Origin of the sequence: Paracoccus salipaludis, assembly GCF_002287065.1 — a bacterium.
GTDB lineage: Bacteria > Pseudomonadota > Alphaproteobacteria > Rhodobacterales > Rhodobacteraceae > Paracoccus > Paracoccus salipaludis.
The window spans coordinates 216761-242133 of record NZ_NSJZ01000002.1; the positions used below are offsets into that span (position 1 = coordinate 216761).

Sequence of the window (25373 nt, forward strand, 5' to 3'; positions counted from 1 at the left end):
CGCGCCCACCAGACCTGTCCCGCCAGGCTGCCCGCCCCTGCCGGACGGCATGACGCAGTCCAGCCAGCGGCGAACCGGAGCGGCCACAGCTCCAGGGCCCGGCCGCGTCCCGGCGGATGCAGCCCGCCTGCCGCGGCGCAGGCCGACGGAACCGCGTCCGGCGATGTTCGGGAACATGGGAAATGCCTCCATCTTCGTTCTCGGCTATTCCGCCGCGATGGCGGGAACGGGGGTGGCGGCGATCAGCGCGGCGATCTCGGGCCGGCAGGCGCCGCATCCGGTGCCGGCGCATGTCGCCGAGGCGACCGTTGCCACGTCCCGCGCGCCCGCCGCGACGGCCGCGGCGATGCGGTTGCGGCCGACCCCCATGCAGGCGCAGAGGATCGGCCCCTCGTCGGGCTGGTCCATTCCGGCGCGCGGGGCCAGGCTTGCGGGGCCGACCGGCGCGCCGATCCGGGCGATGATGCTGTCCCGGGCGGCCATCACCGGGGCCGGCCCCGCGAACAGCAGCGCCCGCACCCGGCCCTCGGTGACAAAGCAGAGCGTCGTCAGCGCGCGCGCCGGGTCGTCGGATCGGATCATCTGGGCGTCAGGCAGGCCGAAAAGGGCCCGCGCCATGGCCTCGGTGCCCTCGGGCGGCGCGGCAGGGGCGGCCAGTTCGGCGGCCTGTCCGGTCTCGGTCATGCGCCGCGCCCAGTAGGGCGTGGACGGGGCAAGCACGTCGCAGGTGGCGGCAAAGGCGAACCAGCGCGCGGCCCAAGGCGCCAGCGTCACCGCCGCTGCCTTGGATTCCGGCTGGCCGGAGAGCGGATCGGTTGCGGCGGGGACAAGCGCATCGACCCGGCCCGTGGGCGCGGTCTCGCCGGTCCAGTGCATGGGCGCGAAGATCTGGCCGCCGGGGACGCGGTCGGTGACAATGACGCGCAGGATCGCCCGGCCGGAGTCGCTGCTCACCTCGGCAAGCGAGAAGGGAGCCAGTCCCAGCTTCAGCGCATCCGCCGTGTTCACCTCGACGAAGGGTTCGCCCAGATGCCGGTTCAGCCGGGGCGCGCGGCCCGTCCGGGTCATCGTGTGCCACTGGTCCCTGATGCGGCCGGTGTTCAGGCGGAACGGACGGTCGGCGGTCAGCGCGGCGGCAGGCGCGCGGGCGGTCACGGGGACCATGCGCGCGCGGGTGTCGGGGGTCAGGAAGCGGCCGTCCGCGAAAAAACGGCCACCCTGGCGGTCGGTGGTGCAGGGCCAGCGGAACGGCTCCATCCGGTCATACTCGGCGTCAGAAATGGCGGCCTTGCCCGAGATGTCGAAGTCACGCCCCAGCCGGCCCGCGATGCCCGACAGCGACGCGTGCTCGCGGAAGATCGCGGCCGGCCCGTCCCAATCGAACCCGGCAAAGCCCATCCGCCGCGCGACCTGTGCCAGCGCCCACCAGTCCGGCCGCGCCTGCCCCGGCGGCGGCAGGGCGGCGCGCTGGCGGCTGATCGTGCGGTCCGAGTTGGTGACGGTGCCCGACTTCTCGCCCCAGGCGGCGGCGGGCAGCAGCACATGGGCGAGCCGCGCGGTGTCGGTTGCCCCGGTCACGTCGCTGACCACGACGAAATCGCAGCCGGCGATGGCCGCCCGGACCTTGTCGGCCTCGGGCAGGGTGACGGCGGGGTTCGAGTGGATGATCCACAGCGCCTTGATCCGGCCCTCCGCGACCGCGCGGAACATCTCGACCGCCTTCAGCCCGGGCCGTTCCGCCATGCGCGGGGCGTTCCAGAAGCCCGCGACGGCGGCGCGGTGGTCGGCATTCTCCAGCGACAGGTGGCAGGCGAGCTGGTTGGCCAGCCCGCCGACCTCGCGGCCGCCCATGGCGTTGGGCTGGCCCGTGACGCTGAAGGGCCCCATGCCGGGCCTGCCGATGCGGCCCGTCGCCAGGTGGCAGTTCAGGATCGCGTTCACCTTGTCGGTGCCGCTGCTGGACTGGTTGACCCCTTGCGAGAAGACGGTCACGACCCGCTCGGTCCGGCACCACAGGTCGATGAAGCGCCCCAGATCGGCGGGGGAAAGGCCGGTGTCCCCCTGCTCGGCCGAAGCCGAGGCGATGGCGTCCCCTGCGCCGGTCACGTGGGACAGGAAGGCCGCGTTCGTCAGGCCGCGGTCCGCGATGGCGGCCAGAAGGCGGTTGAACAGCGCCACATCCGCCCCCGGCGCTATGGCCAGGTGCAGGTCGGCGGCCTCGGCCGTGACCGAGCGGCGGGGGTCGATCACGACGATCCGCGTGCCGCGCGCCGCGCGGGCGGCCTCGACCCGCTGCCACAGCACCGGATGGCACCAGGCGAGATTCGAGCCGACAAGCACGACCAGATCGGCCTCGTCCAGGTCCTCGTAGGTTCCGGGCACGGTATCGGCGCCGAAGGCCCGGACGTGCCCCGCCACGGTCGAGGCCATGCAGAGCCGCGAGTTCGTGTCCACGTTGGCGCTGCCGATGAAGCCCTTCATCAGCTTGTTGGCGACATAGTAATCCTCGGTCAGCATCTGCCCCGACAGGTAGAAGGCCACCGAATCCGGCCCGTGCGCCGCGATGGTGTCGCGGAAGCGCGCGGCGACATGGTCGAGGGCGGTGTCCCAGTCCGCCCCGGCCCCGTCAATCACCGGCGCCAGCAGCCGCCCCGACAGGCCGACCGTCTCGCCCAGGGCGGTGCCCTTCGAGCAGAGGCGTCCACGGTTGGCGGGATGGTCGGGGTCGCCCTTGACCGACAGGCCATGGCCCGCGGGCGACAGGATCACCCCGCAGCCGACCCCGCAATAAGGACAGGTCGAGCGGATCATGCGACCCGCCTTCCCATCAGGCGCTCGGCGTCGATCAGGACGCGGCCGGCTTCGACGCGCGCCGGGTAGGTGGCGACCGATCCGGCGTCGGCCCCCTGCGCCATGCCGGTTTCCAGGCTGAACACCCAGGCGTGCAGCGGGCAGGTGACGGCGTGGCCGTGGACGATCCCGTCCGACAGCGGCCCGCCCTTGTGCGGGCAGCGGTCGTCCAGCGCGAAGACCCGGTCGTCGAAGGTGCGGAACACCGCCACGCAGCCCTGGGCGGTCCTGACGGTGCGGGCGCCCCGCTGCGGGATCTCGTCCAGCGCGGCGATGTCGATCCAGATGGTCATTCGGCGGCCTCCAGCGAAAGATCGGCGACGGGGCGGAAGCGGCGCGCCTCGCGGGGCTGCGCGCGCTCGGCCCAGGGGTCCTTCTGGTAGACGCGCTGGGACAGGTCGAAGCGCTCGACCAGACCGGCGCGGGTGGCGGGATCTGCGATCTGGTCGCGGACCCAGTCCAGCCCGACCTTGGCGATCCACTTGTAGGGGCGGTCGAGATACTTCGCGTGCTCGCGGTAAAGCTGGACGAATGCCACGGTGATCTCGATCGCCTCGGCCTCGGTCCCGGCCTTGATCAGGCGCTGCGTTTCCTTGACGTCCATGCCGGCCGCGCCGCCGACGCCGATCTCGTAGCCGGAATCGACGCAAACGATGCCCACGTCCTTGCAGGTGGCCTCGGCGCAGTTGCGCGGGCAGCCCGAGACGCCCAGCTTGACCTTGTGGGGCGTCCAGGACCCCCACAGCCGCTGTTCCAGCGCGATCCCCAGCCCGGTCGAGTCCTGCGTGCCGAAGCGGCAGAACTCGGAACCGACGCAGGTCTTCACCGTGCGCAGCCCCTTGGAATAGGCGTGGCCCGAGACCAGCCCCGCCGCGTTCAGGTCAGCCCAGATCGCGGGCAGGTCCTCTTTCCTGACGCCCAGCAGGTCGATGCGCTGGCCGCCCGTGACCTTGACCATCGGCACGTCGTATTTCTCGGCCGCGTCGGCGATGGCGCGCAGCTCGCGCGGGTTGGTGACCCCGCCCCACATGCGCGGCACCACGCTGAAGGTGCCGTCCTTCTGGATGTTGGCGTGCAGCCGCTCGTTGACGAAGCGGCTCTGCGCGTCGTCGCGATACTCCAGCGGCCAGTCGGCCAGAAGGTAGAAGTTCAGCGCCGGCCGGCAGGACGGGCAGCCGCAGGAGGTGCGCCAGCCCAGTTCCTGCATCACCGCCGGCATGGATTTCAGCTCGCGCGCCTTGATCAGGCGCCGCACCTCCTCGTGCGTCAGGTCGGTGCAGCCGCAGATGGCTTGCGCGGCAGGCTTCTGGAAGGCGTCGCCCAGGGTCAGCGCGAGGACCTGTTCCACCAGCCCCGTGCAGGTGCCGCACGAGGCCGAGGCCTTGGTCTGCGCCCGCACTTGCCCCAGGTCGGTCGCGCCGCCCTCGATCGCCTGCACGATCCTGCCCTTGCATACGCCGTTGCAGCCGCAGATCTCCGCTTCAGGCGGCAATGCTGCAACGGCTGCAAGAGGGTCCGACTGGACGCCCCCTGCAAAGGCCGGGCCGAAGATCAGCGTCTCGCGCGTGGCGCTGATATCGGTGCCGTCCTTGATCGCCTGGAAGAACCAGTTGCCGTCGGCGGTGTCGCCATACATGACCGCGCCGATCAGGCGGTCGTTCTCGATCACCAGCCGCTTGTAGATGCCGCGTCCGGGATCGCGGAACACGATCTCCTCGCGGCCGGGCGCCTCGGCGAAGTCGCCCGCGCTGAACAGGTCGCAGCCCGTGACCTTCAGCTTGGTCGCCGTCTGCACCGGCCGGAAGGCCGCGTCGCCGCCGTTCAGCACATCCGCCAGCACCCGCGCCTGGTCGTAGAGCGGGGCCACGAGGCCGAACAGCTGCTCCTCGAACTCGACGCATTCGCCCAGCGCGAAGATCGACGGGTCCGAGGTCTGCATCCGGGCATCCACGGTGATGCCCCGCCCGACATCCAGAGCGGCGTCCGTGGCGATGCGCACCTCGGGGCGGATGCCGACGGCCATGCAGACGAGATCCGCGCCATAGACGGTGCCGTCTTCCAGCAGCACCGCTTCGACCCGGTCACGGCCCAGGATCGCCTTGGTGGCGCCCTTGCAGTGGACGCGGATGCCGCGCCGTTCCAGGTCCTTCTGCAGCAGGTAGCCCGCCGCCGGGTCCAGCTGGCGTTCCATCAGGTGGCCCATCAGGTGGATCACCGTCACGTCGGCGCCGCGCGCGGCCATGCCCGCCGCGGCTTCCAGCCCCAGAAGCCCGCCGCCGATCACCACCGCCTTGGCGCCGGGGGCGCTGGCGGCGATCATGGCGTTGGTGTCCTCGAGGTCGCGGTAGGTGACGACGCCCGGCAGGTCGCGGCCCGCCACCGGGATGATGAAGGGGGCCGAGCCGGTCGCGATGACCAGCCTGTCATAGGGTGTCTCGCCGCCCGCCGAGACGACCACCTTCCGCGCCCGGTCGATGCGCGTCACCGTCTCGCCGAAGCGGCAGGCGATGCCGCGGGCGGCGTAGAAACCGTCGTCGTGGGTGACGATCTCGTCGTAGGTCTTTTCGCCCGACAGCACCGGCGACAGCATCAGCCGGTTGTAGTTGCCGCGCGGTTCGGCGTTGAAGAGGGTGATGTCCCAGCCCTCGGGGGCGCCGTCGAGCAGGTGCTCGATCATCCGGCCGGAGGCCATGCCGGCGCCGATGACGACAAGTCGCTGTGTCATGGGAAGTCCTCGCAAACGGGGGGTCATGCCGGCTGGCCGGCAGGGGTGCGGTCCAGCCGCCGCACGGTCAGGTGCATCCAGGCGAAGCAGGCGGCGACGATCAGGAACAGCAGCATGAAGCAGCTGGACCACAGCCCCGTCGCATCCTTGAGCCAGCCGAAGGCGATGGGCAGGACAAAGCCCCCCAGGCCCCCGATCATCCCGACCATGCCGCCGACAGCGCCCACGTTCTGCGGGTAATAGACGGGGATGTGCTTGAAGACCGCCGCCTTGCCGATGGCCATGAACAGGCCGAGGACGAAGACCAGCGCGATGAAGGCCGCCGGGGAGAGGCCCGGCTGGCCCGCCGCGCCCAGGGGCAGCGACAGGGCCAGGGCCGCCAGCGCCGAGACGCCGAAGGTCCAGTAAAGGACGGCCCGCGCGCCGTGGCGGTCCGACAGCGCCCCGCCCCAGGCCCGGAAGATCGAGCCGGGGATCGAATAAGCCGCGCCGACCATCCCGGCCGAGGCGACGTCGAAGCCGTAGACCCCGACCAGATAGCGCGGCAGCCACAGCGCCAGCGCGACAAAGCCGCCGAAGACGAAGAAGTAGTAAAGCGAGAAGCGCAGCACGCGGATATCGGCCAAGGGCGCGAACTCGGCGGCAAAGCTGCGGGCGGGGGCCTCGCCCCTGCCGCGCGCGGCGGTGACGGGGTCTTCCTCGCTCAGCCACCAGAACAGCACCGCCGTCAGCGCCAGCACCGCGGCATAGACCTGCGCCGCGCCCTGCCAGCCCAGCGCCAGCATCAGGAAGGGCGCCGCGAACTTGGTCACGGCCGCGCCGACGTTGCCGACGCCGAAGATCCCCAGCGCCGTGCCCTGCCGCCCGGCCGGGTAGAAGCGCGAGACATAAGCCACGCCCACCGCGAAGGACCCGCCCGCGATCCCCACGCCCAGCGCGGCAAGAAGGAACTGCGGATAGGTTTGGGCGAAGGACAGAAGAAAGGTCGCCGCCGCGGCGGCCAGCATGGTCAGGGTGAAGACGGTGCGGCCGCCCAGGCGGTCGGTCCAGACGCCCAGAAGGACGCGGATCAGCGATCCGGTCAGGATCGGCATCCCGACCAGAAGGCCGAACTGGGTTTCGGAAAGGGACAGCGTTTCGCGGATCTGCAGGCCGATGATCGCGAAGATCGTCCAGACGGCGAAGCAGATGGTGAAGGCCCCGGTCGACAGGACAAGGGCACGGGTCGGATGGGGGACGGGGGTAACGGCGGAATCGGCCATGCTTCGGGCTCCGGGTGGCGTGGCGTCGAAGAAAGCGGGCATGCGGGGGCCGCGACGGGCCGGCATGTCTGCGGGTGAATGTCCGGGGGCCGCGTCGTCGCGGAAGATGGCACCCGAGGTGCCGGGGAAGGCTGCGCCGTTGCAGGCTTCCTGTCCTGCAGCACAGCAGGGTTGCTGCGCTGCCGCAAGCGCGAGGATGGAAAATCCCGGCGCTGCGGGCGCGGGTGCCGGGCCGGCCTGCGCTTTTGCGCAAACGCTGGGCAGTCAGTCCACGGGAGGATCAAAAATCCAGCCGTCGAAGAACCTGTCGGGCGCGAGAATCATCGTTCCGCGTTCCGACGCGACGGCGGTCGGATGGGTCAGCGTCCCCTCGATCTTCATGGACGCGCCGGGCAGGTCCGCACCCGCCGCGCGCATGTGCCGGCGGTAAAGGTCCGTGCGGAAGATCGCGGCCCCCGCGTGGGCGGCGGGCTCCTGCGGCAGGTCGAAGCGCTGGGCGAGCTGGGCGCCGATCAGGGCGCCGGTGCTTCGCCAGGGAAAGCTCGCCCCGCCGTCGTGGAAGGTGATGAACGGTCCCGGCGGCGGAGGCAGGGCGAAGGCGGTGCGGCCGGTCAGCGAGGCTTCAACCGTTTCGACCGGCAGGCCCAGATATTCGGGGCGCGCGAGGATCTCGGCGGCGACCTCGCGGTTGCCTCGCTGGTCGAGCCAGCGCCCCGCCCGCCACACGGCCCGCATCAGCGCCCCCGCGGCCTCGGGCCGGGATTCGGCCCATCCGGCCCGGGCCGCCAGCACCTTTTCGGGTGGCGCCGCCCAGATCGAGCGGCCCGAGGCGAGGATCGCCCCCACCCCCGCCTCGGCGGCGACCGTGCCCCAGGGCTCGCCCACGCAGAAGAGATCGATCTCGCCCCGCGCCAGCGCCTCGGCCATCAGGGGCGGGGGCACGGTGCGGATCTCGATCCCGCGCCCCAGCCAGCGCCCCATCAGCAGCGCGTGGGTCGAGAAGGCAAAGGGCACGCCCACGCGGGGGCGGGGCCCCGCCGCCGACCGGATCGCGTCCGCCGCCTGCGCGGCCCCCGTCAGCGGCGGAAGATCGCGGGCCAGGGCGGTGGATGTCCCGATTACCTGCCCGCCGTGCGACAGGACCATCAGCACCTCGACCGGCGGCAGCGAGGCCTGCAACCCCATCGCGCGGGCCACCGCCATCGGCGCCAGCATATGCGCGGCCTCGACCGTCCCGGCGGAAAGGAAGTCGCGCAGAAGCGCCCATGAGCGCGCCTGCACGAGATCGAGCGCGACCCCCTCGGACGCCGCAAAGCCCATTTCGCGCGCGATGATGACGGGCGCCGCATCGGTCAGCGGCACATAGGCCAGACGCAGGGACTTGCCGCTCATCCCAGAAGCCCTGCCGCCGTCACCAGCGCGCCGGCGACCTCGGCCATCTTCTTCTTCTGGTCCATCGCGGTCTTGCGCAGCAGCGCATAGGCCTCGTCTTCCGACAGGCCCCGCGCCCGCATCAGGATGCCCTTGGCGCGGTCGATCAGCTTGCGCTCCTCCAGCGCGCGGCGGGTGGTTTCCAGTTCCAGCCGCAGCCGCCGGACCGTGCCGAACTGGGCGATCGCCAGGTCGATCACGGGGCGGAGCACCTCGGGACGGATGTCCTCGGCGACATAGGCCGACACGCCCGCCTCGATGGCCGCACGCATGAACTCGGTATCCCCGCCCGGCGCGAACAGCGCGACCGCCCGCTCCTTGGGCGAGGTCGCGACGGCCATGTCCTCGATCACATCGCGCGACGGGTCGGCGACGTCGATCAGCACGACATCGGGGTCCATCTCGGCGATCCGGCGGCTGAGGCTGCTGGTGTCGGCCAGGATCACGACCCGGCAGGTGCCATCCTGGGCCAGCGCGTCGGCGACGGTCCGCGCGCGCGTTTCATCGGACTCGATCACGAGGATATTGAGGTGCCGGTTCATGCGGAAAGCGAACGCAGTGCACGCGGCGAACGCAACAGGTCGTTGCCGCCGAAGCGGCCGAGGCCCCGCACGGGGCGGGCACCTGCCGACATCTTGTGCAATGGTGCCGCCCCGCGGAGCGATCCGAGGATCGCGGCCGGGCGTGCAGGCGGGCGCCGCGTCGCGCGGCGGCCGTGCGTGCGGCCTAGGCGACGCGGCTTTCTGACCGGAAGCCCGCGGTCTTCGCGGCCGAGATGAAGGCGCGGCGCGCGGAGCCCACGGAAACCATGCAGTCCATGGCCGCCCGGATCTGGTGGAGGGCGCGGTCGCGGGCAGTGTCCGCGACGGGCCATCTCTTCCGCAGCCAATAGTGCGCCTGCTCGGCGGTGGTGAATTCCTGGATGTCGCCATCGGGCGATATGACAAAGGACAGGGGCTTGCCCCAGTTGATTTCGATCACGTTTCTTTTTCCTGAAGAGGCGGAGGCCGGCGCGTTCCAGCGCGATCCGGTCCGCGGGTAAGGGGACCTGCCCGAAAGCGGCCCCGCAGTCATGATGTCAAAGGCTTCGCTCAGCCGGGGACGAGCTGCGTTGCCGCCTTTCGCCCATCGGCGTCGCGTTCCGGATGGAACGGGACCGCATGGTCGTCATCCGGCCGACAGGTGCCGGCACGCTCGGATCCGGGCATGTGGACGGAAGCGTCCTTCAAGCCGCCTTCGGGCTGGATGAAGCCGAAGCCTCTGGCCGCATCGAGCCATTTCACAAGGCGCAGGTCATGGTGATGTTCCTTTCGTCGAAGCCGCCCACGGATTGTGGCGGACTGGCAAAGCTGGGGATCGAGAGCTGAGCCGGAAGGAACAGGTTCGAAAGAGGGTTGCCCGACACACATAGGTGCCAGTCACCGCCTTTTTAAGGCACCGCCGCGGTTTCTCTGCATCCGGCCCTGTGAAAGGCTGGGAAAGGCAGTGTCGGGCACCAGGTGCGGATTTCGACTCCCACAGGGTGGAAAGGGACCGCCTGCCTCCGAAGCCCTCCGGGTCTCGGATGTCTTGAATGCTTGCGGAACACCATCCATATACCATCCATATGGATGTTGGGATAAGGAGGCGATCCTGGCGAAGCAGCCTGACAACGAGAAGATCACCATCAACCTGGGTCATGTCGACCTCGGCCGGATCGACCTGCTGGTGCAGGAGGGGTTCTACGGCAATCGCAGCGACTTCATCCGCACCGCCATCCGCAACCAGCTGACGGCCGAGGCCGATGCCGTCAGCCGCTCGATCGAGCGTCACACGCTGGAGATGGGCTTGCGCGACGTGACGCGCAGCGAACTGGAAGCGGCGGTCGCCCGGGGCGAGACGCTGCACATCAAGGTGGTGGGGCTGGCGCGGATCGCGCCCGACATCGACCCGGACCTCGCGCGGGCGGCGATCGCTTCGCTGACAGTCCTGGGCGCGCTGCAGGCCCCGCCTGCGATCAGGGCGGCCCTGAAAGACCGCATCACATAGGGGCCGCGGCCCCGGAGAGACGGACATGAACAGCCACTTCGCGACGGCGATGAGCCGGGCACTCGAACAGACGCGCGCCGGCAATCCCGCCGAGGCCGCCCGCATCATCCAGGCCGCGCTGGCAGGGAAGGACCGACAGCCGGACGAGATGGCGCGGCCAGCACAAGCGCCGGCCGGCTCGGGGGGCGATCCGCTGGCCCACATCGAGGAGGCCGAGGTGGTGGAGGAGCAACCGCCGCGCCAGTCCCCGCCGCCCTTTGGCGCGTCACCCGGCAAGGGCGGGGCCCACGCGCTGCAGACGGGGCAGGTTGATCTGCAGCGGATGCTGGACAATCTGGACTGCATGGTCCCGCAAGGATCGAACGGCCTGCCGGGCCTTGGCCGCGTGAACGCGCGGCCCCACGTCCCCGAGGGCGCGCTATACGAGACCCGCAGCTTCGACTCGGAACACGGGTCGCGCGACTACCGGCTGTTCGTGCCGTCCAACCGTCCCGGCGGGCCGAAGGGGCTGGTTCTGATGCTGCACGGCTGCACCCAGGACCCGGACGATTTCGCCCGCGGCACCGACATGAACCGCCACGCCGAGCAGAGCGGGCTGATCGTGGTCTATCCCCACCAGTCCCGTGCCCATAACGCCCAAGGGTGCTGGAACTGGTTCCGTCCCGAGGACCAGCGCGCCGAGGCGGGCGAGGCTGCGCTGCTCGGGGCGCTGGCCCGCGCCGTCGCGGCCGAGTTCTCGGTGTCGCCGGACGCGATCTTCGCGGCGGGGCTGTCGGCCGGCGGCGCGATGACAGCCACGCTGGCGGCAACCCACCCGAGCCTCTTCGCCGCGGTCGGCATCCATTCGGGTCTGCCCCACGGCATCGCGCGGGACATGCCCTCGGCCTTCGGGGCGATGCGCGGGCAGGGGGGACGGGCGCCCGGCAAGACACGGGGCGCTGTCCGCATGATCGTCTTCCACGGCATGGCGGACGCCACGGTCCACCCCTCGAACGCCGAGGCGCTGGTCGCCGCCGCAGGTCACGCCCTGAGCGGCACCTCAAGGCGTGAACAGGGCCGATCCAAGGGCGGACGGGCCTACAGCCGCGATCTGGTCGAGGCCGGGGACGGCACGCCACTGGTCGAGTCGTGGCGCATCGAGGGCGCGGGCCATGCCTGGTCCGGAGGGCGCGTGGAGGGCAGCTATACCGATCCCGCAGGCCCCGATGCCTCGGCCGAGATGGTCCGCTTCTTCCTGCATGGGCGGCAGTGACCGGGGTCACCTGCAAGCCCGCAGGGTGAGCGGGCAGCGAAGGGAGCCTCGGCAGATCCCCGGCGCCCGCCCGTTTCGCCCAGGCGTTCCCGGCAACTCGGGGCAACCCGGCGCGGGTTGTCTCCCTTCGTCCGGCAGAGGCCGGCACGGCCACGTCGGACAGTGCAAGGGTGCCAGTCAGCGGCGGCAAGCGGGGCTGCGTTCCGGACACAACCCGGCCCTTGTATCCTGAAGCCGACAGGGACGTTCCCCGAAGAGCCGCCGCCGCAGGCGACTGCGCGGGGACGGCTCGGCCCCCGGCCGCAGCGCACGAACGAAGGCCGGGCCAGCCGCCCCCGTCTCAGCCGTCCCGGCAGAAGGCCTCGTAAAGCGCGTCCATCAGGATTTCGAGATCGGGATCGCAGAGGCGGTAGTGGATCGTCTGGCCTTCGCGGCGGGTGTCCACCATCCCGGCCTCGCGCAGTCGGGCCAGATGCTGGCTCAGCGCCGACTGGCTCAGGCCGACGGCCCGCTGCAGGGCGCCGACCGATCGCTCCCCCTTTGCCAGTTCGCACAGGATCAGCAGGCGCCTGGCATTGGCGATCAGCGCCAGCCGCGCCGCCACGTCCTCGGCCCGCTCCTGCAGGGCGGCGGCAGAACCCGCGATGTCCCGCCCGGATGTATTAGCGTTGACTGAATTAGACATGCCTAATACATAGGCCCGCGAAAGGGATACCTCAAGCGCCGCGGCAGGACAAAGGAAGGCGATGGAAGCGCAGATGCAGCCGGTCTCGGTCCGCCCCGGGCAGGGGCCTTGCGACATCTCCGGGCCGCGCCCCGGACCGGCGGCCCAGGCCGCGCGCGGCGCTGTCCGGGCGTGCCTGAAAATGACGCCTTCGGAACGGAAAGGGACAAGGGCATGAGCGATCCGCAGCCGAAGCAGCCGATCACGCGCCATTCGCCGTCGCGCGGGCCGGGCAGCCCCGATGTCTGGGGCATCTACGAGCCTGACACCGGCTCGGTCCAGTATGTCTGCGCCGACCCCGCGACAAGAAAGGCCGCGCTGATCGATGTCGTGTGGAACCTCGACCCGTGCAGCGCCCGCCTTTCGACCGACAGCATGGACCAGGTGCTTGACCTGGTGCGCCGCAATGGCCTGACGGTCGAATGGGTGCTGGACACCCATCCCCATGCCGATCACGTCATGGCCTCGGCCCTGCTGAAGCGGCGCACGGGGGCGGTCACGGCCATCGGCGAGAAGGTGGTGGAGATCGCCCGCCTCTGGGCGGATCTTTACCATCTGCCCCAAGCCTTCGATCCCGCCCGCGACTTCGACCGCCTGTTCGCCGATGGCGAGACCTTCCGCATCGGCGATCTGGACGTGCGGGTGATGTTGTCGCCGGGCCACACGCTGGGATCGATCACCTTCGTCTGCGGGGACGCGGCCTTCGTGCATGACACGCTGATGCAGCCCGACGCGGGCACCTCGCGCGCCGATTTCCCGGGCGGCAGCGCCGAGGACCTGTGGCAGTCGATCCACGAGATCCTGTCGCTGCCCGGAGACACGCGCCTGTTCGTCGGACATGACTATGGCACCGACACCCGCGCCGAGCCGCGATGGGAGGCGACGGTGGCCGAGCAGCGCGCCACGAACCGCCACGTCAGGGACGGCACCCTGCGCGAGGACTGGATCAGGCTGCGCAAGCAGCGCGACGCCCGGCTGCCCTTGCCCGACCGCATGCTTGCCGCGCTGCAGATCAACCTTCGCGGCGGGCGCCTGCCGCCACCCGAGGCCGATGGCCACAGCTATCTCAGGATCCCGGTGAACCGCTTCTGAAACGACGGCCGGACGCGTCGCCCCGCCGGGCGGACAGGCAGGGCCGGCCGAGCCTTCCCGCAAGCGGCCTCAGGTCGTCACCCGCACCAGCACCACCGCGAGGGCCGAGATCCCCAGCACGCAGGCGGTGGCGATCGTGATGCTGGTGCCCGCCGTTTCGCCCGCAAGGCCGATCATCGCCCAGATGACGGCCAGCGCGAAGCTGGGAAAGCGGTCGATCCTCAGCTGGATCCACACCGACAGCAGCGCTGCGGCCAGAAGGCCCAGAAGGATCGCCCGTTCAAGCCCGAGGCCCATGTAATAGGCCAGCAGGCTCAGCGAGGCGCAGGTGGCCATGACGAACCAGCCGCACAGGAAGGCGATGGGAAAGAACCCCAGCCCGCGCGCGGGGGCCGGAAGGGTCTTCATGCCGTAAACCAGAAGGCCGCAGGCCAGCGCGCCCAGCGCGAGACCCGCGATCGGGACGCTGTTGACCACCCAGGGCGCGGCCGTGGCTGCCAGAAGGCCTATGTTCAGGGCTCGTGGCAGCGGCGGGCCGAAGCGTTCCTGCAGCCTGCCCACGACATGCAGGATGGCCGCCGCCACCGCCGCGGCAAGCAGTCCCCACAGGATCAGGTTGGTGGGCTGCGCGATGACGCCCAGCAGGTTGACCTCGGTGCCGCCGCCGTGCAGCGCCATCCGCCCCATGATGGGGCGGTCGAAGGTCAGCGGGTCCGTGTAAAGGTCATCCCAGGCCGTGACTGTCCGCAATGCGGTCAGGATCGCCGAGATCGCAAACAATCCCGCGGTGAACGCCTCGATCACGGCCTGAAGGTTCCGATTCATGCCGGAGAAACGCCGCAGGATTGTGCGGGGTCCCTCGCGGGGCAAGCTTTTTGCCCGGACAAAGGCGGAACGGCACCGCCGCCCGCCATGCCGGTCAGGCCAGCGTTCCCTCGGCTGTCAGCCGCGTGGCGCCGCCCAGATAGGGGTGCAGCGCCGCCGGAAGGTCCACCGAGCCGTCCGCCTGCTGGCCGTTTTCCAGCACCGCGATCAGCGTGCGGCCCACCGCCAGACCCGAGCCGTTCAGGGTGTGGACGAACTCGGGCTTGCCGCCGCCCGCCGGGCGATAGCGCGCGTTCATCCGCCGCGCCTGGAAGTCGCCGCAATAGCTGACCGACGAGATCTCGCGATAGCGGTCCTGCCCGGGCAGCCACACCTCGAGGTCATGGGTGATGCGCGCGCCGAAACCCATGTCGCCGGTGCACAGGACGATCGTGCGATAAGGCAGGCCCAGCGCCTCCAGCACGGCCTCGGCGCATTTCGTCATGCGGTCGTGCTCGGCCAGGCCCGTGTCGGCGTCGGTGATCGACACCATCTCGACCTTCTCGAACTGGTGCTGGCGCAGCATCCCCGTGGTGTCGCGGCCCGCGCTGCCGGCTTCCGACCGGAAGCACTGGGAATGGGCGACCATGCGGCGGGGCAGGGTGGCCTGGTCCACCAGCTCGCCGTGGACGGTGTTGGTCAGCGTGACCTCGGCGGTGGGGATCAGCCACCAGCCCTCGCGCGTCTGATAGCTGTCCTCGCCGAACTTCGGCAGCTGGCCGGTGCCCTCCATCATCTCGGACAGGACGAGGACCGGGGTCCATGTCTCGGTCAGCCCGTGGCGGTCGATGTGCAGGTCCAGCATGAACTGCGCCAGCGCCCGGTGGATGCGCGCGACGGCGCCCGTCAGCAGGACGAAGCGCGCGCCCGACAGCTTGGCGGCGGTGGCGAAATCCATGCCGGGGCGCACGCCCGCGATCTCGAAATGCTCGGCGGGGGCAAAGTCCATCGCGCGCGGCTCGCCCCAGCGGCGGATCTCGACGTTGTCGCTCTCGTCCTTCCCCTCGGGCACGCTGTCCAGCGGCAGGTTCGGGATCGTCATCAGCAGGTCGCGCAGGCGCCCGTCCAGCGCCGAGGCCTCGGCCTGCATGGCGGCGACCTCGTCCTTCTTGGTGCCGACAAGGACGCGCAGGCGCTGGAACTCGTCCTCGTCGCCGCGCGCCTTGGCCGCGCCGACTTCCTTGCTGGCGCGGTTCTGTTCCGCCTGGGCGGTTTCGGCGGCGGCGATGCGCGTGCGGCGCTCGGCATCCAGCGACAGGATCTCGGGCGACATCGGCGCAAGACCCCGGCGGGCGAGGGCTGCGTCGAACGCCGCCGGGTCGTCGCGGATCACGCGGATGTCGTGCATGGCCTGTCCCTTTCGCTGCCGGTCCGGGTTGGAAAAATCCAACCGCGCGGGTTTGCCTTAGCGCAGGGGCGCGCGCGGCAAAAGGGGCGGGCTCACGCCAGCAGTCCGCCCAGTGCGCGCCAGAAGGTTTCGGGATCGTCGTAGCCCTGGAACCGACCGACTTCCATGCGGTCTTTCAGCAGGATGAAGGTCGGCGAGGCCTGCGGCGCGCTTGCCAGCGCCAGCCCGTCCGGCCAGGGCCCATCGATCGGCACGGACACCAGCGGCGCGGCCCGGCCCAAGGGGTGCGAGGCATAGCCGGGCAGCACCTCGCGCCGGAAGGCCGCGCAGAAGGGACAGCGCGGCGCCTCGACCATCAGCAGCGCCCACCCGCGCGGCGCAGGCGCGGCTGCGGCGGCAGGGAAGGCGGCGGCAAGGGCAAGCGTGGTCAGAACGGCGCGGCGGTGCATGGGACATCTTTTCGACGAAAACTCGGGCCGAGTCTCGCCTGCGCGGCAACCGGTCGCAAGCAGGTCACTGCCCGGACCTCGGCTTGCGGGCTTCTTCTTTGTCCAAATATCCTCCGGGATCGTCGTATACGACGATGGGGTGGAAAACCCCCGGTGCGGCGCCTCAACCGGCGCTGTCGTGTCCAGCCTGAGCCAGCTTCCGCTCGATCCCGATCAGCGCCTGCTTGCGCCACAGCCCGCCCGCGTAGCCGGTCAGGCTGCCATCCGCGCCGAGGACGCGGTGGCAGGGGATCACGATGGCGATCTGGTTGGTCCCCACGGCGCGGGCCACGGCCCGCGCTGCGGTCGGGCGGCCCAGACGCGCGGCAAGCTGGCCATAGCTGACGGTCGCGCCCGGCGGGATGGCGCGCAGCTCGGTCCAGACCTGGCGCAGGAAGGGGGTGCCGTGCAGCACCAGGGGCAGGTCGAACTCGCCGCTTTCCCCCGCGAAATAGCGCGCAAGCTGCGCCTCGGCCGCATCGGTGACGGCGCTGCGCCCCAGCCCGATCCGGCCCTGCGCCGCCGTGGACAGCCGCCGCAGTTCCGCCGCCAGTTCCCTGCGGTCGGTGAACTCCAGCAGATGCAGGCTGCGGTCGTCCGCGACGGCGATCATGCCGCCCAGGGGCGTATCCAGCCATTCCGCCACCAGCCCCGGCCCGCCCCGCGCCATGGCGGCAGGGGGATGGCCGAAAAGCCGCGCGAAGGCGTCGCGGAAGCCGCTGGCGCTGTCGAAGCCCGCGTCAAGCTGCGCCTCGATCACGGGGGCGCCGCCGGAAAGGCCGCGCAGGCCCGCGCGCAGGCGGGACTGGCGGGCGTAGTCGAGAAAGCTCATGCCGAAATGCCTCCTGAAGGCGCGCCGCACGGTCGAGGGGTCCAGCCCCAGCGCCGCCACCCCGGCCTCGGTCCAGCGGCGCGCGGGATCGGAGGCCAGCGCGTCCAGCATCCGCCGGACCACGGGATCGCCCTCCGCCTCGGGCGCCACGGGACGGCAGCGCAGGCAGGGGCGGAAGCCCGCGCCCAGGGCCGCCGCCGGGCTGTCGAACCATTGGCAGTTCTCGGGACGGGGCTTCCGCGCGGGGCAGGTCAGGCGGCAGAAGATGCCGGTCGTCCTGACGCCGACCCAGGCGCGGCCCTCATAGGCGGCGTCGCGCTCTGTCAGCGCGCGGTAGAGCGTGGCATCGTCGGGAAGGGAGAAAAGCGTGTCCATGCCCTCACCTTATCCGATTCGCCCGGGCGCGCAGCCGGTGATCGGGCGCGGCATTCCGATAGCTGGCCTTAACCCTGATATCCCGCCTCTCACGAAGTAAATGATCACCGCAACGATTTCACAATCATCGATCTGGCGGCGGTGAAAAGCCTTCCTTATGGACCTGCGGGTAGCTCTGTCATGAGTCTGTTACAATTTCAAAGGTTGCGATGCCTGTTTATCCTCAACACGTCAGGAGTGGCTTCCTGAGCAATTCCTCGAGCATGGGAATTATCTGCACGTTGTGGGCCGTACTTCTTGGCGGCAGTTTCTTCCAGGATGCGATCGCGCTAAGCGCCGATGCCCGGGTCTGGCTGTTGGACGTCGATGCCGAGCGGAGCTTCTACACTTGGTTTTCCCAGACGATCCTGGCTCTGACAGGGCTGATGCTGGTCGATACCGGTAGCAAGATGTTTTCTCGCAGCCGCCGCATCGCTCTTCAGTTTCTTCTGCTCGGCGCCGTGTTCTTCCTGCTTTCCGCCGATGAGGGGCTGAGCTTTCATGAAATCCTGTCCGCCAAGATTGGGGGCATGGGAGGCCTGCATTTCGCTTGGGTGATACCGGCAGCGATCCTCTGCCTGGTCGGGCTTGTCGTCCTAGTGCCTTTCCTGCGCGCGATCGGCCCGAAGGTGGCAAGCATGATGCTGGTGGCAGCGGGCATCTTCCTGTCGGGTGCGCTGGGCATGGAGGCGATCGGAGGCGAGGTGCTGTCGGCCAACGACGGAGACATTCTCGCGCGGCCCTACCGCCTGCTCGTCAATATCGAGGAAGGCGCCGAAGGGCTGGGCGTGATCCTGTTCCTGTTCGCCCTAATCCGGTACCGGGGGGAAGCCGGTCTCGCGCCGGGAATTTCCCTGTTCCGCTGAACTGCAGCGTGGGCAAAGGGCCGGTCCGGGCGGAAGATGCCGAGCGCCCCGCAAACCTTTAGACGGATGCGGAAGGCCTGTCGTCTAGTGGCTGCGCCTCGAACGACCTGCGGATCCAACGGGCCAGGCGCAGGCGTTCCCTTGCCGGGGGCTCACTTCAGTCCCGCCAGCATCTCCGCCGCCGCGGCCACGGGATCGGCCCGGCCGGCGGCGACCTCGGCGCCAAGCGCGGCCAGCCTGCCCGCGGCGGGCTCGCACCGGAGACGCGCCAGAAGGCCCGCGCGGACCTCGGACAGGAACCAGCTTTCGGCCTGCTCGGCCCGGTGGCGGGCGAAGTGGCTGGTCTGCCGGCGCCAGTCGGCAAGGGCCTGCATCTCCTCCCATGCGCGCGCAAGGCCGTCGCCTTCCAGCGCCGAAACGGGCAGGGCCTTGGGAAAGCCCTCGGGGTCCTGCGGGCGCTTGCGCAGCAGCCGCAGGGCGCCCGCATAGTCGGCCACGGTGCGGGTGGCGGTGGCCTTCAGCTCTCCGTCGGCCTTGTTCACCAGGATCAGGTCGGCGATCTCCATGATGCCGCGCTTGACGCCCTGAAGCTCGTCCCCGCCCGCCGGGGCCAGCAGCAGCACGAAAAGGTCGCTCATCTCGGCCACCAGCGTCTCGGACTGGCCGACGCCCACCGTCTCGATCAGCACCACGTCGAAGCCCGCGGCCTCGGCCAGGCGCACGACCTCGCGCGTGCGGCGGCCGACGCCGCCCAGTTCGGCCTGGCTGGGCGAGGGGCGGATGAAGGCAAGGGGGTCGCGCGACAGCCGCTCCATCCGCGTCTTGTCGCCCAGGATCGAGCCGCCCGAGCGCGCCGAGGAGGGGTCCACCGCCAGCACCGCCACGCGCAGGCCCTGACCTGTCAGCATCAGCCCGAAGGCCTCGATGAAGGAGGACTTGCCGACCCCCGGCGTGCCCGACAGCCCGATCCGCAGCGCCTGCCGCGGGGGCAGGGCGGCCAGCAGCGCGACCGCCTGCGCCCGGTGGTCGGGGCGGGCGCTTTCGACCAGGGTGATCGCACGGGCCAGCGCCCTGCGTTCGCCCGCGACCAGGCGCGCGGCAAGGTCGGCGATGTCGGGCGCGGTCGGCTCGGGCATGGGCGTTCCCCCTGATGGGCGTTCGGATCGGCCTGTGGTATTGGCGGGATGCCGGCTTGCCAAGACGGAGCCGCGCGCGATTCGGGCTTGACGCGGGCCACTTCGGCCTCTATCCACGCGCAACGGATTTCCGGGCGCTGCCAGTCGGCGCCCTTTCAATTTCCGGCACCCGAGCAGCGGGGCCGGACGCTGCAACGAAGGATCAACATCATGTCGCGCGTCTGCGAACTGACCGGCAAGGGGCCGATGACCGGCAACAACGTCAGCCACGCCAACAACAAGACCCGTCGCCGGTTCCTGCCGAACCTGAACGACGTCACGCTGATCTCGGACAAGCTGGGCCAGTCCTACTCGCTGCGGATCTCGGCGGCGGCGCTGCGCTCGGTCGATCACCGTGGCGGGCTGGACGCCTTCCTGGCGAAGGCCAAGGACGACGAGCTGTCGCCCCGCGCCCTGAAGATCAAGCGCGAGCTGGCGAAGGCCTGAGCCCTTCCCTTCGGCAATTTCGGAAAGGCCCTGCCGGCGGCGGCGGGGCCTTTGCCGTTGGCAGATGACGCGATCCCTTGGCGGCGGCGCCATCGCGCCTTAAAGCTGCGCCATGGTGTTCCGGCTGGCCCTGATCGCGCTTGTCCTGCTGACCAGCCTGTCGCTGGGCATGGCGCGGGGGCAGCTGCGCGCGGGGACCGAAGTGATCCTGTGCGGCGGCATGGCCGTCATCACCGATCCGGGTGATCCGGGGCGGGCACGCTATTGCCCCGACATGGCGCCGGGCCTGCTGGCGGCGCTGGATGTGCCCTCACCAACCGTCGCGCCGGGCAGGGGAGCGGTCCGCCGCGCGGATCCGCCCGAGCCCGTGCGGGTCTCGCCCTTGTCGCGACCGATGCCGCAGGCGCGCGATCCTCCGCCCCGGCGCGCCGCCTGATCGAACCCCTTGCGACATCTTCAAGCGAGCTTACCCGACATGAACCCGACCCTGATCCTTGCCGCCGCGATGGCGGTCCTTTCCCTTGCTGCGCCCGCCCGTGCGGACCACGACCATGACCACGGCGTCACCGCCGGCGACCTGACCGTCACCGGCGCCTACGCGCGGTCCACCAACCCCAAGGCCGGCGCGGCCTTCATGACCATCGAGAACAAGGGCAGCGCCGACTGCGTCCTGACCGCCGTCAGCGCCCCTGACCTGACCGACCGCGCCGAGTTGCACACCCACCGCGAGGAAAACGGCGTCATGTCCATGGTGCCGATCGACTCGGTCACCGTCCCGGCGGGCGGAACCCACGCGCTGGAACGCGGCGGCGACCACGTCATGCTGATGGACACCAGGACGGCGCTGGCCGAGGGCGACGAGGTCGCGCTGACACTGGACTTCGGCCCCTGCGGGAAGGTGCCGGTGATGATGAAGGTGGACAACAAGGCCGGGATGCCGGGCGCCCATGGCCACGGCGCAGGGCACGGGGCCCCGGCGAACTGACGCTCAGGGCTGCGGGCCGGCCGGGCCTGCAGCCTTGTTCCCCGGCAATGCCAGCCCTTCCACGGCGGCCTCGACCGCAGCGGCGGCGGCGTCAAGGCCGTCCCCGGTCAACCGCGCCACAGGAATCGTCCCGCGTTCGTTCTCTTCGTGCCGGGCGCGGTGCTTTTCATAGCGCGGGTCGTAGTGATCCCGCATCAGCCCGCAAGCGAGCGCGGCCCAGTCGCCGCGCTTGGCCATGGCGCGCCAGGCCGCGATCCGCTCGGCCGGGTGCAGGGGGGCAAGGCGGGCGACGGTGGCCTCGACCCGGCCCGGCTCGGCCACCGCGTCGGCATAGGCTCTGGCCGTATAGGCCGCCCGCGCCGCCAGAGGCACCTCGAGCCGCAACCGGGGCGCGGCGCACAGCGCCTGCCACACGGCGCGCGGCACCGCGAGATCGCCGATGCGCGAGCTTTCGGCCTCGATCACCGCAGGGCGCGAGGGGTCCAGCGCCGCCAGCGCCATGGCAAGGCGGCTTTCGAACAGCTTCTGCGCGGGCTGCCCCCCGGGCATCGCGCCGAACAGGCTACCCCGGTGGTTGGCCAGCCCTTCCAGGTCGATCACCTGCACGCCCCGCAGGGCAAGCCGCGCCAGGATCTCGGTCTTGGCCGAGCCGGTATTGCCGTCCAGCACGACCAGCGGCGAGGGCGGCCCGAGGTCCTGCACCTGCCGCAGCACCAGCGCGCGCCAGGACTTCCAGCCCCCTTCCAGCCGCGATGTCCGCCAGCCGATCTGCGCCAGGATCGTCGAAAAGGCGCCCGACCGCTGCCCCCCGCGCCAGCAATAGACCAGCGGACGCCAGCCGCCGTCATGCCGCGCCAGCGGCCCCGCGACGTGGCGCGCGACATTGGCCGCCGCGATGGCGCCGCCGATCTTGCGGGCCTGGAAGGGCGAGACCTGCTTGTAGATCGTGCCGACCTCGGCCCGCTGGGCGTCGTCCAGGACAGGCAGGTTGATCGCGCCGGGCAGGTGATCCTCGGCGTATTCGGATGGCGAACGCGAGTCGATGATCGTGTCGAACCCGGCTTTCGCCAGGTCCGACAGGCTGGTCACGCGGAACTCGGCCGGTTGCAAGCTCAGTAGACGTAGACGGGGGTGCCGATCGGCACCTTGTCGAACAGGTCCATCACCGCCTCGTTCCGCATCCGGATGCAGCCGTTGGACACCGAGCGGCCGATGGAGCCCGGCTCGGTCGTGCCGTGGATGCGGATCGAGGTGTCCTGCCCGCCGACCGTGTGCAGATAAAGCGCGCGCGCGCCCAGGGGGTTTTCCGGGCCGCCCGGCATCCCGTTCTCGTATTTCTTGTAATGGGCCGGGTTGCGCTGGACCATCGCGGGGGTCGGCTTCCAGCTGGGCCATTCGACCTTGCGGCCGATCAGCGCGCGGCCCTTCCAGACCAGTTCGTCCTTGCCGACGGCCACGCCGTAGCGGATCGCGCGGCCCGGCGCGATGACGTGATACAGGTAATAGTCGCCCGAGACGACCACGATCGAGCCCACCTCGAAGCCGTCGCGGATCGGCACCTCGGTCGGTGCGGGGTCATAGGCAGCCTTGGCCTTGGCCTTCGGCGGGGCGGCCGGTGCGGTGGCCTGCGCCATCAGGGCGCCGGGCGCCGCGATCAGCGGCAGGGTCAGCATCATCATCTGGCGGCGGTTCATCGACACTCGGTCCCTCGTGGTTCGTGCCTTTTGGCCTTTGCGCTAGCGGTTATGGGGCGGCATTTCAACTCAAAGCGGCGTCAACGGGGCGGCGTTGCGCCCGGCGGGACGAGGTCCCATATGGAGTCCCGCAAGGAGAACGCCCATGTGCTGCCGTTCCGTGACCCCCCGACCCGCAAGGCGCCCGCGTCGCGCGCCCGTGCGTCCGGCGCATCTGTGCCGGGGACGGGGCGGGCGCGGCTGCCGCTGCCACCAGCGGGACCGGGGGCTTGCGGCGCGTGCCCCCGTCACCTTGCGCGCGCGGGATGCCGACCTGCTGCCCGTGCTGCAGCCGGCCGAGGCCGCCGCCGATCCTCCGGGACGGCCGCAGGCCCCGCCCTTCCGCCTTTTCGGCTCCGATGAAACATGGAATCGAGAAGGCTTATCATGGCACAATCACGACAGATCGAATTCGAGCTCGAGGGCCTGAGCTGCGCCTCCTGCGTGGGCCGGGCCGAGCGCGCGCTTGCCGCCGTCCCCGGCGTCGCCCGCGCCAGCGTCAACCTTGCCACCCGCCGCGCGCGCCTGGATCTTGACGACCCCGCCGCCGTGGTCCCCGCCATCGAGGCGGTGGGCCGCGCGGGCTATCCGGCCGCGCTGGCATCCACGCGGCTGTCCGTCGAGGGGATGACCTGCGCCTCTTGCACGGGGCGGGTGGAACGCGCGCTGACCGCGCTGCCCGGCGTGACGGGGGCGGTGGCGAACCTGGCCACCCGGTCGGTCACGGTGACGCACGCGCCCTCGGTCACGCCCGCCGCGCTGGCGGGGGCGGTGACGCGCGCGGGTTACAAGGCAGCGGCTCCTGACCCGGCGGCGGAACCTGCCCGCGCGGCGCAGCGCGACGAGGCCGCGGGGCTGCGCGGGCGCTTCATGCTGGCCGCCGTCCTGACGTTGCCGCTGTTCATCCTCGAGATGGGCGGGCACCTGGTCCCGCCCTTCCACCACTGGCTGATGTCGGTGGCGGACATGCGGCTGCTGTGGGGGGTGCAGTTCGTTTTGACGCTGGCGGTGCTGGCGGGGCCGGGGCGGATCTTCTTCGCCCACGGCATCCCCGCGCTGCTGCGCGGCGCGCCCGAGATGAACAGCCTCGTCGCGCTGGGGGCGGGGGCGGCGTTCCTGTATTCCACTGTCGCCACCTTCGCGCCGGGCCTGCTGCCCGCCGACGCGCTGCATGTCTATTACGAGGCGGCGGCCGTCATCGTGACGCTGATCCTGCTGGGCCGCTGGCTGGAAGCGCGGGCGCGCGGACAGGCGGGTCAGGCGATCCGGCGGCTGGTCGAACTCGCCCCCTCGACCGCCCGCGTGCGGCGCGGCGGCGCGGTGGCCGAGGTGCCGGTCGCGGAACTGGTTCCCGGCGACCTGGTCGAGCTTTTGCCGGGCGAGCGCGTGGCGGTGGACGGCGAGATCACCGAAGGGCAGGGCGCGATCGACGAATCCATGCTGACGGGCGAGCCGCTGCAGGTGGCGAAAGCCCCGGGCGACCGGGTGACGGGGGGCACGGTCAACGGCGCCTCGGCGCTGAGCTATCGCGTGACGGCGGTGGGCGCGGACACGGCGCTGGCGCGGATCGTGCGGATGGTCGAAGACGCGCAGGCCGCCAAGCTGCCCGTGCAGGGCATGGTGGACCGCGTGACGCGGGTCTTCGTGCCCGTGGTGATCGGGCTGGCGGTCCTGACCTTTGCAGTCTGGATGCTGATGGGGGCGGGGCTGACGGACGCGCTGGTGTCCGCGATCTCAGTCCTGATCATCGCCTGCCCCTGCGCGATGGGGCTGGCGGTGCCGGTCTCGATCATGGTGGGCACGGGCCGGGGGGCGGAACTGGGCATCCTGTTCCGGCGCGGCGACGCGCTGCAGCGGCTGGCCGACGCGCGGGTCGTGGGCTTCGACAAGACCGGCACCCTGACGCTTGGCCGCCCGGCGCTGGTCGCGCTTGAGGCGCGTGGCATGGAGGAGGCCGAGGCCCTGCGGCTGGCTGCGGGTGCCGAGGCGCGGTCCGAGCATCCGCTGGCCGCCGCCGTTCTGGCCGCCGCGCGCGAGCAGGGGATCGAGGTGCCTGCCGCCTCGGCCGTGTCGGCCAGCGCGGGCCGGGGCCTGCGCGCGACGGTCGAAGGCCGCGCCGTGCTGATCGGCAACGCCCGGGCGCTGGAGGAGGCCGGGATCACCCCCGACCCGGAACTGGTCGCACGGGCCGGGGCGCTGTCGGCCGAGGCCGCGACTCCGGTGCATCTGGCCGTGGACGGGACGCATGTCGCGGTCATGGGCATGGCCGATCCGGTGCGCGACACCTCGGCTCAGGCGGTAGCCGCGCTGCACGGGCTTGGGATCGAGACGCGCATGATCTCGGGCGACGTTCCCGCCGCCGCCGAGGCCGTGGGCCGGCGCCTGGGCATCGACCATGTGACCGGGGGCGTGCTGCCCGAGGGCAAGCTGGAGGCGATCCGGGGCATGGGCGAGGGCAGCGTCTTCGTGGGCGACGGCATCAACGACGCGCCCGCGCTGGCGGCGGCCGAGACGGGCATCGCCATCGGCTCGGGCACCGATGTCGCCATCGAGGCGGCCGAGGTCGTGCTGGCCTCGGGCGATCCCTCGGGGGTGGCGAAGGCGATCCGGCTGAGCCGGGCGGTGATGCGCAACATCCGGCAGAACCTGTTCTGGGCCTTCGCCTACAACGTCGCGCTGATCCCGGTGGCGATGGGGGTGCTGGTGCCCCTGGGCGGGCCGCGGCTGTCGCCCATGCTGGGGGCGGCAGCCATGGCGCTGTCCTCGGTCTTCGTGGTGACGAATGCGCTGCGGCTGCGGCGGTTTCGCTGAGGGCAGAGGCCGGACCGGGGGCTTCGCGCCCCCGGACCCCCGCGGG

The 25373-nt window shown here is 71.0% G+C and carries 25 protein-coding genes; 9 read left to right on the forward strand and 16 right to left on the reverse strand.

Going from position 1 to position 25373, the window contains the following annotated elements; all coding sequences use genetic code 11:
• Positions 1-204 precede the first annotated feature (204 nt).
• The 8 genes from CK240_RS03695 to CK240_RS19145 all read right to left on the reverse strand — a co-directional run bounded on the left by CK240_RS03695 (position 205) and on the right by CK240_RS19145 (position 9497).
• Positions 205-2811, reverse strand: coding sequence for a nitrate reductase (locus CK240_RS03695; protein ID WP_095638979.1), 2607 nt, complete (start codon positions 2809-2811; stop codon positions 205-207).
• Positions 2808-3143 (reverse strand): nitrite reductase small subunit NirD, encoded by a 336-nt coding sequence (gene nirD / locus CK240_RS03700; protein ID WP_095638980.1) that lies wholly within the window; start codon positions 3141-3143, stop codon positions 2808-2810. Before nirD ends, CK240_RS03695 begins: the two co-directional genes overlap by 4 nt.
• A complete protein-coding gene (gene nirB / locus CK240_RS03705; protein WP_095638981.1) occupies positions 3140-5575 on the reverse strand; it encodes a nitrite reductase large subunit NirB in 2436 nt (811 codons plus the stop codon). The genes nirD and nirB overlap by 4 nt, the downstream gene beginning before the upstream one ends.
• Positions 5576-5598: 23 nt before the next feature.
• A complete protein-coding gene (locus tag CK240_RS03710) occupies positions 5599-6837 on the reverse strand; it encodes an MFS transporter (protein WP_095638982.1) in 1239 nt (412 codons plus the stop codon).
• A 264-nt stretch (positions 6838-7101) separates the two neighbouring features.
• A complete protein-coding gene (locus tag CK240_RS03715) occupies positions 7102-8229 on the reverse strand; it encodes a CmpA/NrtA family ABC transporter substrate-binding protein (protein WP_095638983.1) in 1128 nt (375 codons plus the stop codon).
• Positions 8226-8810, reverse strand: a complete 585-nt coding sequence (locus tag CK240_RS03720) for an ANTAR domain-containing response regulator (RefSeq protein WP_095638984.1) — start codon at positions 8808-8810, stop codon at positions 8226-8228. Before CK240_RS03720 ends, CK240_RS03715 begins: the two co-directional genes overlap by 4 nt.
• A gap of 184 nt (positions 8811-8994) precedes the next feature.
• Positions 8995-9249, reverse strand: a complete 255-nt coding sequence (locus tag CK240_RS03725; RefSeq protein ID WP_338048843.1) for a DUF982 domain-containing protein — start codon at positions 9247-9249, stop codon at positions 8995-8997.
• A gap of 110 nt (positions 9250-9359) precedes the next feature.
• On the reverse strand, positions 9360-9497 hold the full coding sequence (locus CK240_RS19145) for a hypothetical protein (RefSeq protein ID WP_420818607.1): 138 nt from the start codon (positions 9495-9497) through the stop codon (positions 9360-9362).
• On the opposite strand from CK240_RS19145, the gene CK240_RS19560 reads away from it, so the two are divergent.
• The 3 genes from CK240_RS19560 to CK240_RS03740 all read left to right on the forward strand — a co-directional run bounded on the left by CK240_RS19560 (position 9429) and on the right by CK240_RS03740 (position 11548).
• The gene (locus tag CK240_RS19560) at positions 9429-9635 is read left to right on the forward strand and encodes a hypothetical protein (protein ID WP_420818609.1); all 207 of its coding nucleotides are present in this window, start codon (positions 9429-9431) and stop codon (positions 9633-9635) included. The two genes, CK240_RS19145 and CK240_RS19560, sit on opposite strands and share 69 nt — an antisense overlap.
• 262 nt (positions 9636-9897) lie before the next feature.
• Positions 9898-10296: a CopG family transcriptional regulator gene (locus CK240_RS03735; protein ID WP_095639242.1), complete on the forward strand. Its 399-nt coding sequence runs from the start codon at positions 9898-9900 to the stop codon at positions 10294-10296.
• Positions 10297-10321: 25 nt separating this feature from the next.
• On the forward strand, positions 10322-11548 hold the full coding sequence (locus tag CK240_RS03740; RefSeq protein WP_095638987.1) for an extracellular catalytic domain type 1 short-chain-length polyhydroxyalkanoate depolymerase: 1227 nt from the start codon (positions 10322-10324) through the stop codon (positions 11546-11548).
• Between the two features lie 340 nt (positions 11549-11888).
• Here the strand turns inward: CK240_RS03740 and CK240_RS03745 are convergent, their stop codons facing one another.
• The gene (locus CK240_RS03745) at positions 11889-12233 is read right to left on the reverse strand and encodes an ArsR/SmtB family transcription factor (protein WP_095638988.1); all 345 of its coding nucleotides are present in this window, start codon (positions 12231-12233) and stop codon (positions 11889-11891) included.
• 213 nt (positions 12234-12446) lie between these two features.
• On the opposite strand from CK240_RS03745, the gene CK240_RS03750 reads away from it, so the two are divergent.
• Complete coding sequence (locus CK240_RS03750) at positions 12447-13364, forward strand: MBL fold metallo-hydrolase (RefSeq protein WP_095638989.1); 918 nt, start codon at positions 12447-12449, stop codon at positions 13362-13364.
• 69 nt (positions 13365-13433) lie between these two features.
• Here the strand turns inward: CK240_RS03750 and CK240_RS03755 are convergent, their stop codons facing one another.
• The 4 genes from CK240_RS03755 to CK240_RS03770 form a co-directional block, all read right to left on the reverse strand.
• A complete protein-coding gene (locus tag CK240_RS03755; protein WP_095638990.1) occupies positions 13434-14189 on the reverse strand; it encodes a hypothetical protein in 756 nt (251 codons plus the stop codon).
• Positions 14190-14283: 94 nt separating this feature from the next.
• Positions 14284-15576, reverse strand: coding sequence for a serine--tRNA ligase (gene serS / locus CK240_RS03760; protein WP_095638991.1), 1293 nt, complete (start codon positions 15574-15576; stop codon positions 14284-14286).
• A gap of 92 nt (positions 15577-15668) precedes the next feature.
• Positions 15669-16025 carry a thioredoxin family protein gene (locus CK240_RS03765; protein ID WP_095638992.1) on the reverse strand — a complete coding sequence of 119 codons (357 nt, stop codon included), beginning with the start codon at positions 16023-16025 and terminating at the stop codon, positions 15669-15671.
• Between the two features lie 163 nt (positions 16026-16188).
• Complete coding sequence (locus CK240_RS03770; RefSeq protein WP_095638993.1) at positions 16189-17271, reverse strand: bifunctional transcriptional activator/DNA repair enzyme AdaA; 1083 nt, start codon at positions 17269-17271, stop codon at positions 16189-16191.
• A 209-nt stretch (positions 17272-17480) separates the two neighbouring features.
• Between CK240_RS03770 and CK240_RS03775 the strand changes: the two genes are divergently transcribed.
• Positions 17481-18176: a hypothetical protein gene (locus CK240_RS03775; protein WP_135058786.1), complete on the forward strand. Its 696-nt coding sequence runs from the start codon at positions 17481-17483 to the stop codon at positions 18174-18176.
• 152 nt (positions 18177-18328) lie between these two features.
• On the opposite strand, the gene meaB is transcribed toward CK240_RS03775, so the two are convergent.
• Positions 18329-19312, reverse strand: coding sequence for a methylmalonyl Co-A mutase-associated GTPase MeaB (meaB, locus tag CK240_RS03780; RefSeq protein ID WP_095638995.1), 984 nt, complete (start codon positions 19310-19312; stop codon positions 18329-18331).
• Between the two features lie 210 nt (positions 19313-19522).
• Between meaB and rpmB the strand changes: the two genes are divergently transcribed.
• The 3 genes from rpmB (at position 19523) to CK240_RS03795 (ending at position 20783) form a co-directional block, all read left to right on the forward strand.
• Positions 19523-19798: a 50S ribosomal protein L28 gene (gene rpmB, locus CK240_RS03785; protein ID WP_090754202.1), complete on the forward strand. Its 276-nt coding sequence runs from the start codon at positions 19523-19525 to the stop codon at positions 19796-19798.
• Positions 19799-19910: 112 nt separating this feature from the next.
• Positions 19911-20234 carry a hypothetical protein gene (locus CK240_RS03790; RefSeq protein ID WP_095638996.1) on the forward strand — a complete coding sequence of 108 codons (324 nt, stop codon included), beginning with the start codon at positions 19911-19913 and terminating at the stop codon, positions 20232-20234.
• A 39-nt stretch (positions 20235-20273) separates the two neighbouring features.
• Entirely contained in the window at positions 20274-20783 is a 510-nt protein-coding gene (locus tag CK240_RS03795) for a copper chaperone PCu(A)C (RefSeq protein ID WP_095638997.1), read from the forward strand.
• A 3-nt stretch (positions 20784-20786) separates the two neighbouring features.
• On the opposite strand, the gene mnmH is transcribed toward CK240_RS03795, so the two are convergent.
• On the reverse strand, positions 20787-21872 hold the full coding sequence (mnmH, locus tag CK240_RS03800) for a tRNA 2-selenouridine(34) synthase MnmH (protein ID WP_240517272.1): 1086 nt from the start codon (positions 21870-21872) through the stop codon (positions 20787-20789).
• Between the two features lie 23 nt (positions 21873-21895).
• The gene (locus tag CK240_RS03805; RefSeq protein ID WP_095638999.1) at positions 21896-22477 is read right to left on the reverse strand and encodes a L,D-transpeptidase; all 582 of its coding nucleotides are present in this window, start codon (positions 22475-22477) and stop codon (positions 21896-21898) included.
• A gap of 426 nt (positions 22478-22903) precedes the next feature.
• Between CK240_RS03805 and CK240_RS03810 the strand changes: the two genes are divergently transcribed.
• Entirely contained in the window at positions 22904-25327 is a 2424-nt protein-coding gene (locus CK240_RS03810; protein ID WP_095639000.1) for a heavy metal translocating P-type ATPase, read from the forward strand.
• The last annotated feature ends 46 nt before the right edge of the window (positions 25328-25373 follow it).

Bases quoted from the DNA above. Each gene is read 5' to 3' on its own strand.
- CK240_RS03695 (WP_095638979.1), bottom strand. From the start codon at position 2,811: ATGATCCGCTCGACCTGTCCTTATTGCGGGGTCGGCTGCGGGGTGATC.
- nirD (WP_095638980.1), bottom strand. From the start codon at position 3,143: ATGACCATCTGGATCGACATCGCCGCGCTGGACGAGATCCCGCAGCGG.
- nirB (WP_095638981.1), bottom strand. From the start codon at position 5,575: ATGACACAGCGACTTGTCGTCATCGGCGCCGGCATGGCCTCCGGCCGG.
- CK240_RS03710 (WP_095638982.1), bottom strand. From the start codon at position 6,837: ATGGCCGATTCCGCCGTTACCCCCGTCCCCCATCCGACCCGTGCCCTT.
- CK240_RS03715 (WP_095638983.1), bottom strand. From the start codon at position 8,229: ATGAGCGGCAAGTCCCTGCGTCTGGCCTATGTGCCGCTGACCGATGCG.
- CK240_RS03720 (WP_095638984.1), bottom strand. From the start codon at position 8,810: ATGAACCGGCACCTCAATATCCTCGTGATCGAGTCCGATGAAACGCGC.
- CK240_RS19560 (WP_420818609.1), top strand. From the start codon at position 9,429: ATGGTCGTCATCCGGCCGACAGGTGCCGGCACGCTCGGATCCGGGCAT.
- CK240_RS03740 (WP_095638987.1), top strand. From the start codon at position 10,322: ATGAACAGCCACTTCGCGACGGCGATGAGCCGGGCACTCGAACAGACG.
- CK240_RS03745 (WP_095638988.1), bottom strand. From the start codon at position 12,233: ATGTCTAATTCAGTCAACGCTAATACATCCGGGCGGGACATCGCGGGT.
- CK240_RS03750 (WP_095638989.1), top strand. From the start codon at position 12,447: ATGAGCGATCCGCAGCCGAAGCAGCCGATCACGCGCCATTCGCCGTCG.
- CK240_RS03755 (WP_095638990.1), bottom strand. From the start codon at position 14,189: ATGAATCGGAACCTTCAGGCCGTGATCGAGGCGTTCACCGCGGGATTG.
- serS (WP_095638991.1), bottom strand. From the start codon at position 15,576: ATGCACGACATCCGCGTGATCCGCGACGACCCGGCGGCGTTCGACGCA.
- CK240_RS03765 (WP_095638992.1), bottom strand. From the start codon at position 16,025: ATGCACCGCCGCGCCGTTCTGACCACGCTTGCCCTTGCCGCCGCCTTC.
- CK240_RS03770 (WP_095638993.1), bottom strand. From the start codon at position 17,271: ATGGACACGCTTTTCTCCCTTCCCGACGATGCCACGCTCTACCGCGCG.
- CK240_RS03775 (WP_135058786.1), top strand. From the start codon at position 17,481: ATGCCTGTTTATCCTCAACACGTCAGGAGTGGCTTCCTGAGCAATTCC.
- meaB (WP_095638995.1), bottom strand. From the start codon at position 19,312: ATGCCCGAGCCGACCGCGCCCGACATCGCCGACCTTGCCGCGCGCCTG.
- rpmB (WP_090754202.1), top strand. From the start codon at position 19,523: ATGTCGCGCGTCTGCGAACTGACCGGCAAGGGGCCGATGACCGGCAAC.
- CK240_RS03790 (WP_095638996.1), top strand. From the start codon at position 19,911: ATGGTGTTCCGGCTGGCCCTGATCGCGCTTGTCCTGCTGACCAGCCTG.
- CK240_RS03795 (WP_095638997.1), top strand. From the start codon at position 20,274: ATGAACCCGACCCTGATCCTTGCCGCCGCGATGGCGGTCCTTTCCCTT.
- CK240_RS03805 (WP_095638999.1), bottom strand. From the start codon at position 22,477: ATGAACCGCCGCCAGATGATGATGCTGACCCTGCCGCTGATCGCGGCG.
- CK240_RS03810 (WP_095639000.1), top strand. From the start codon at position 22,904: ATGGCACAATCACGACAGATCGAATTCGAGCTCGAGGGCCTGAGCTGC.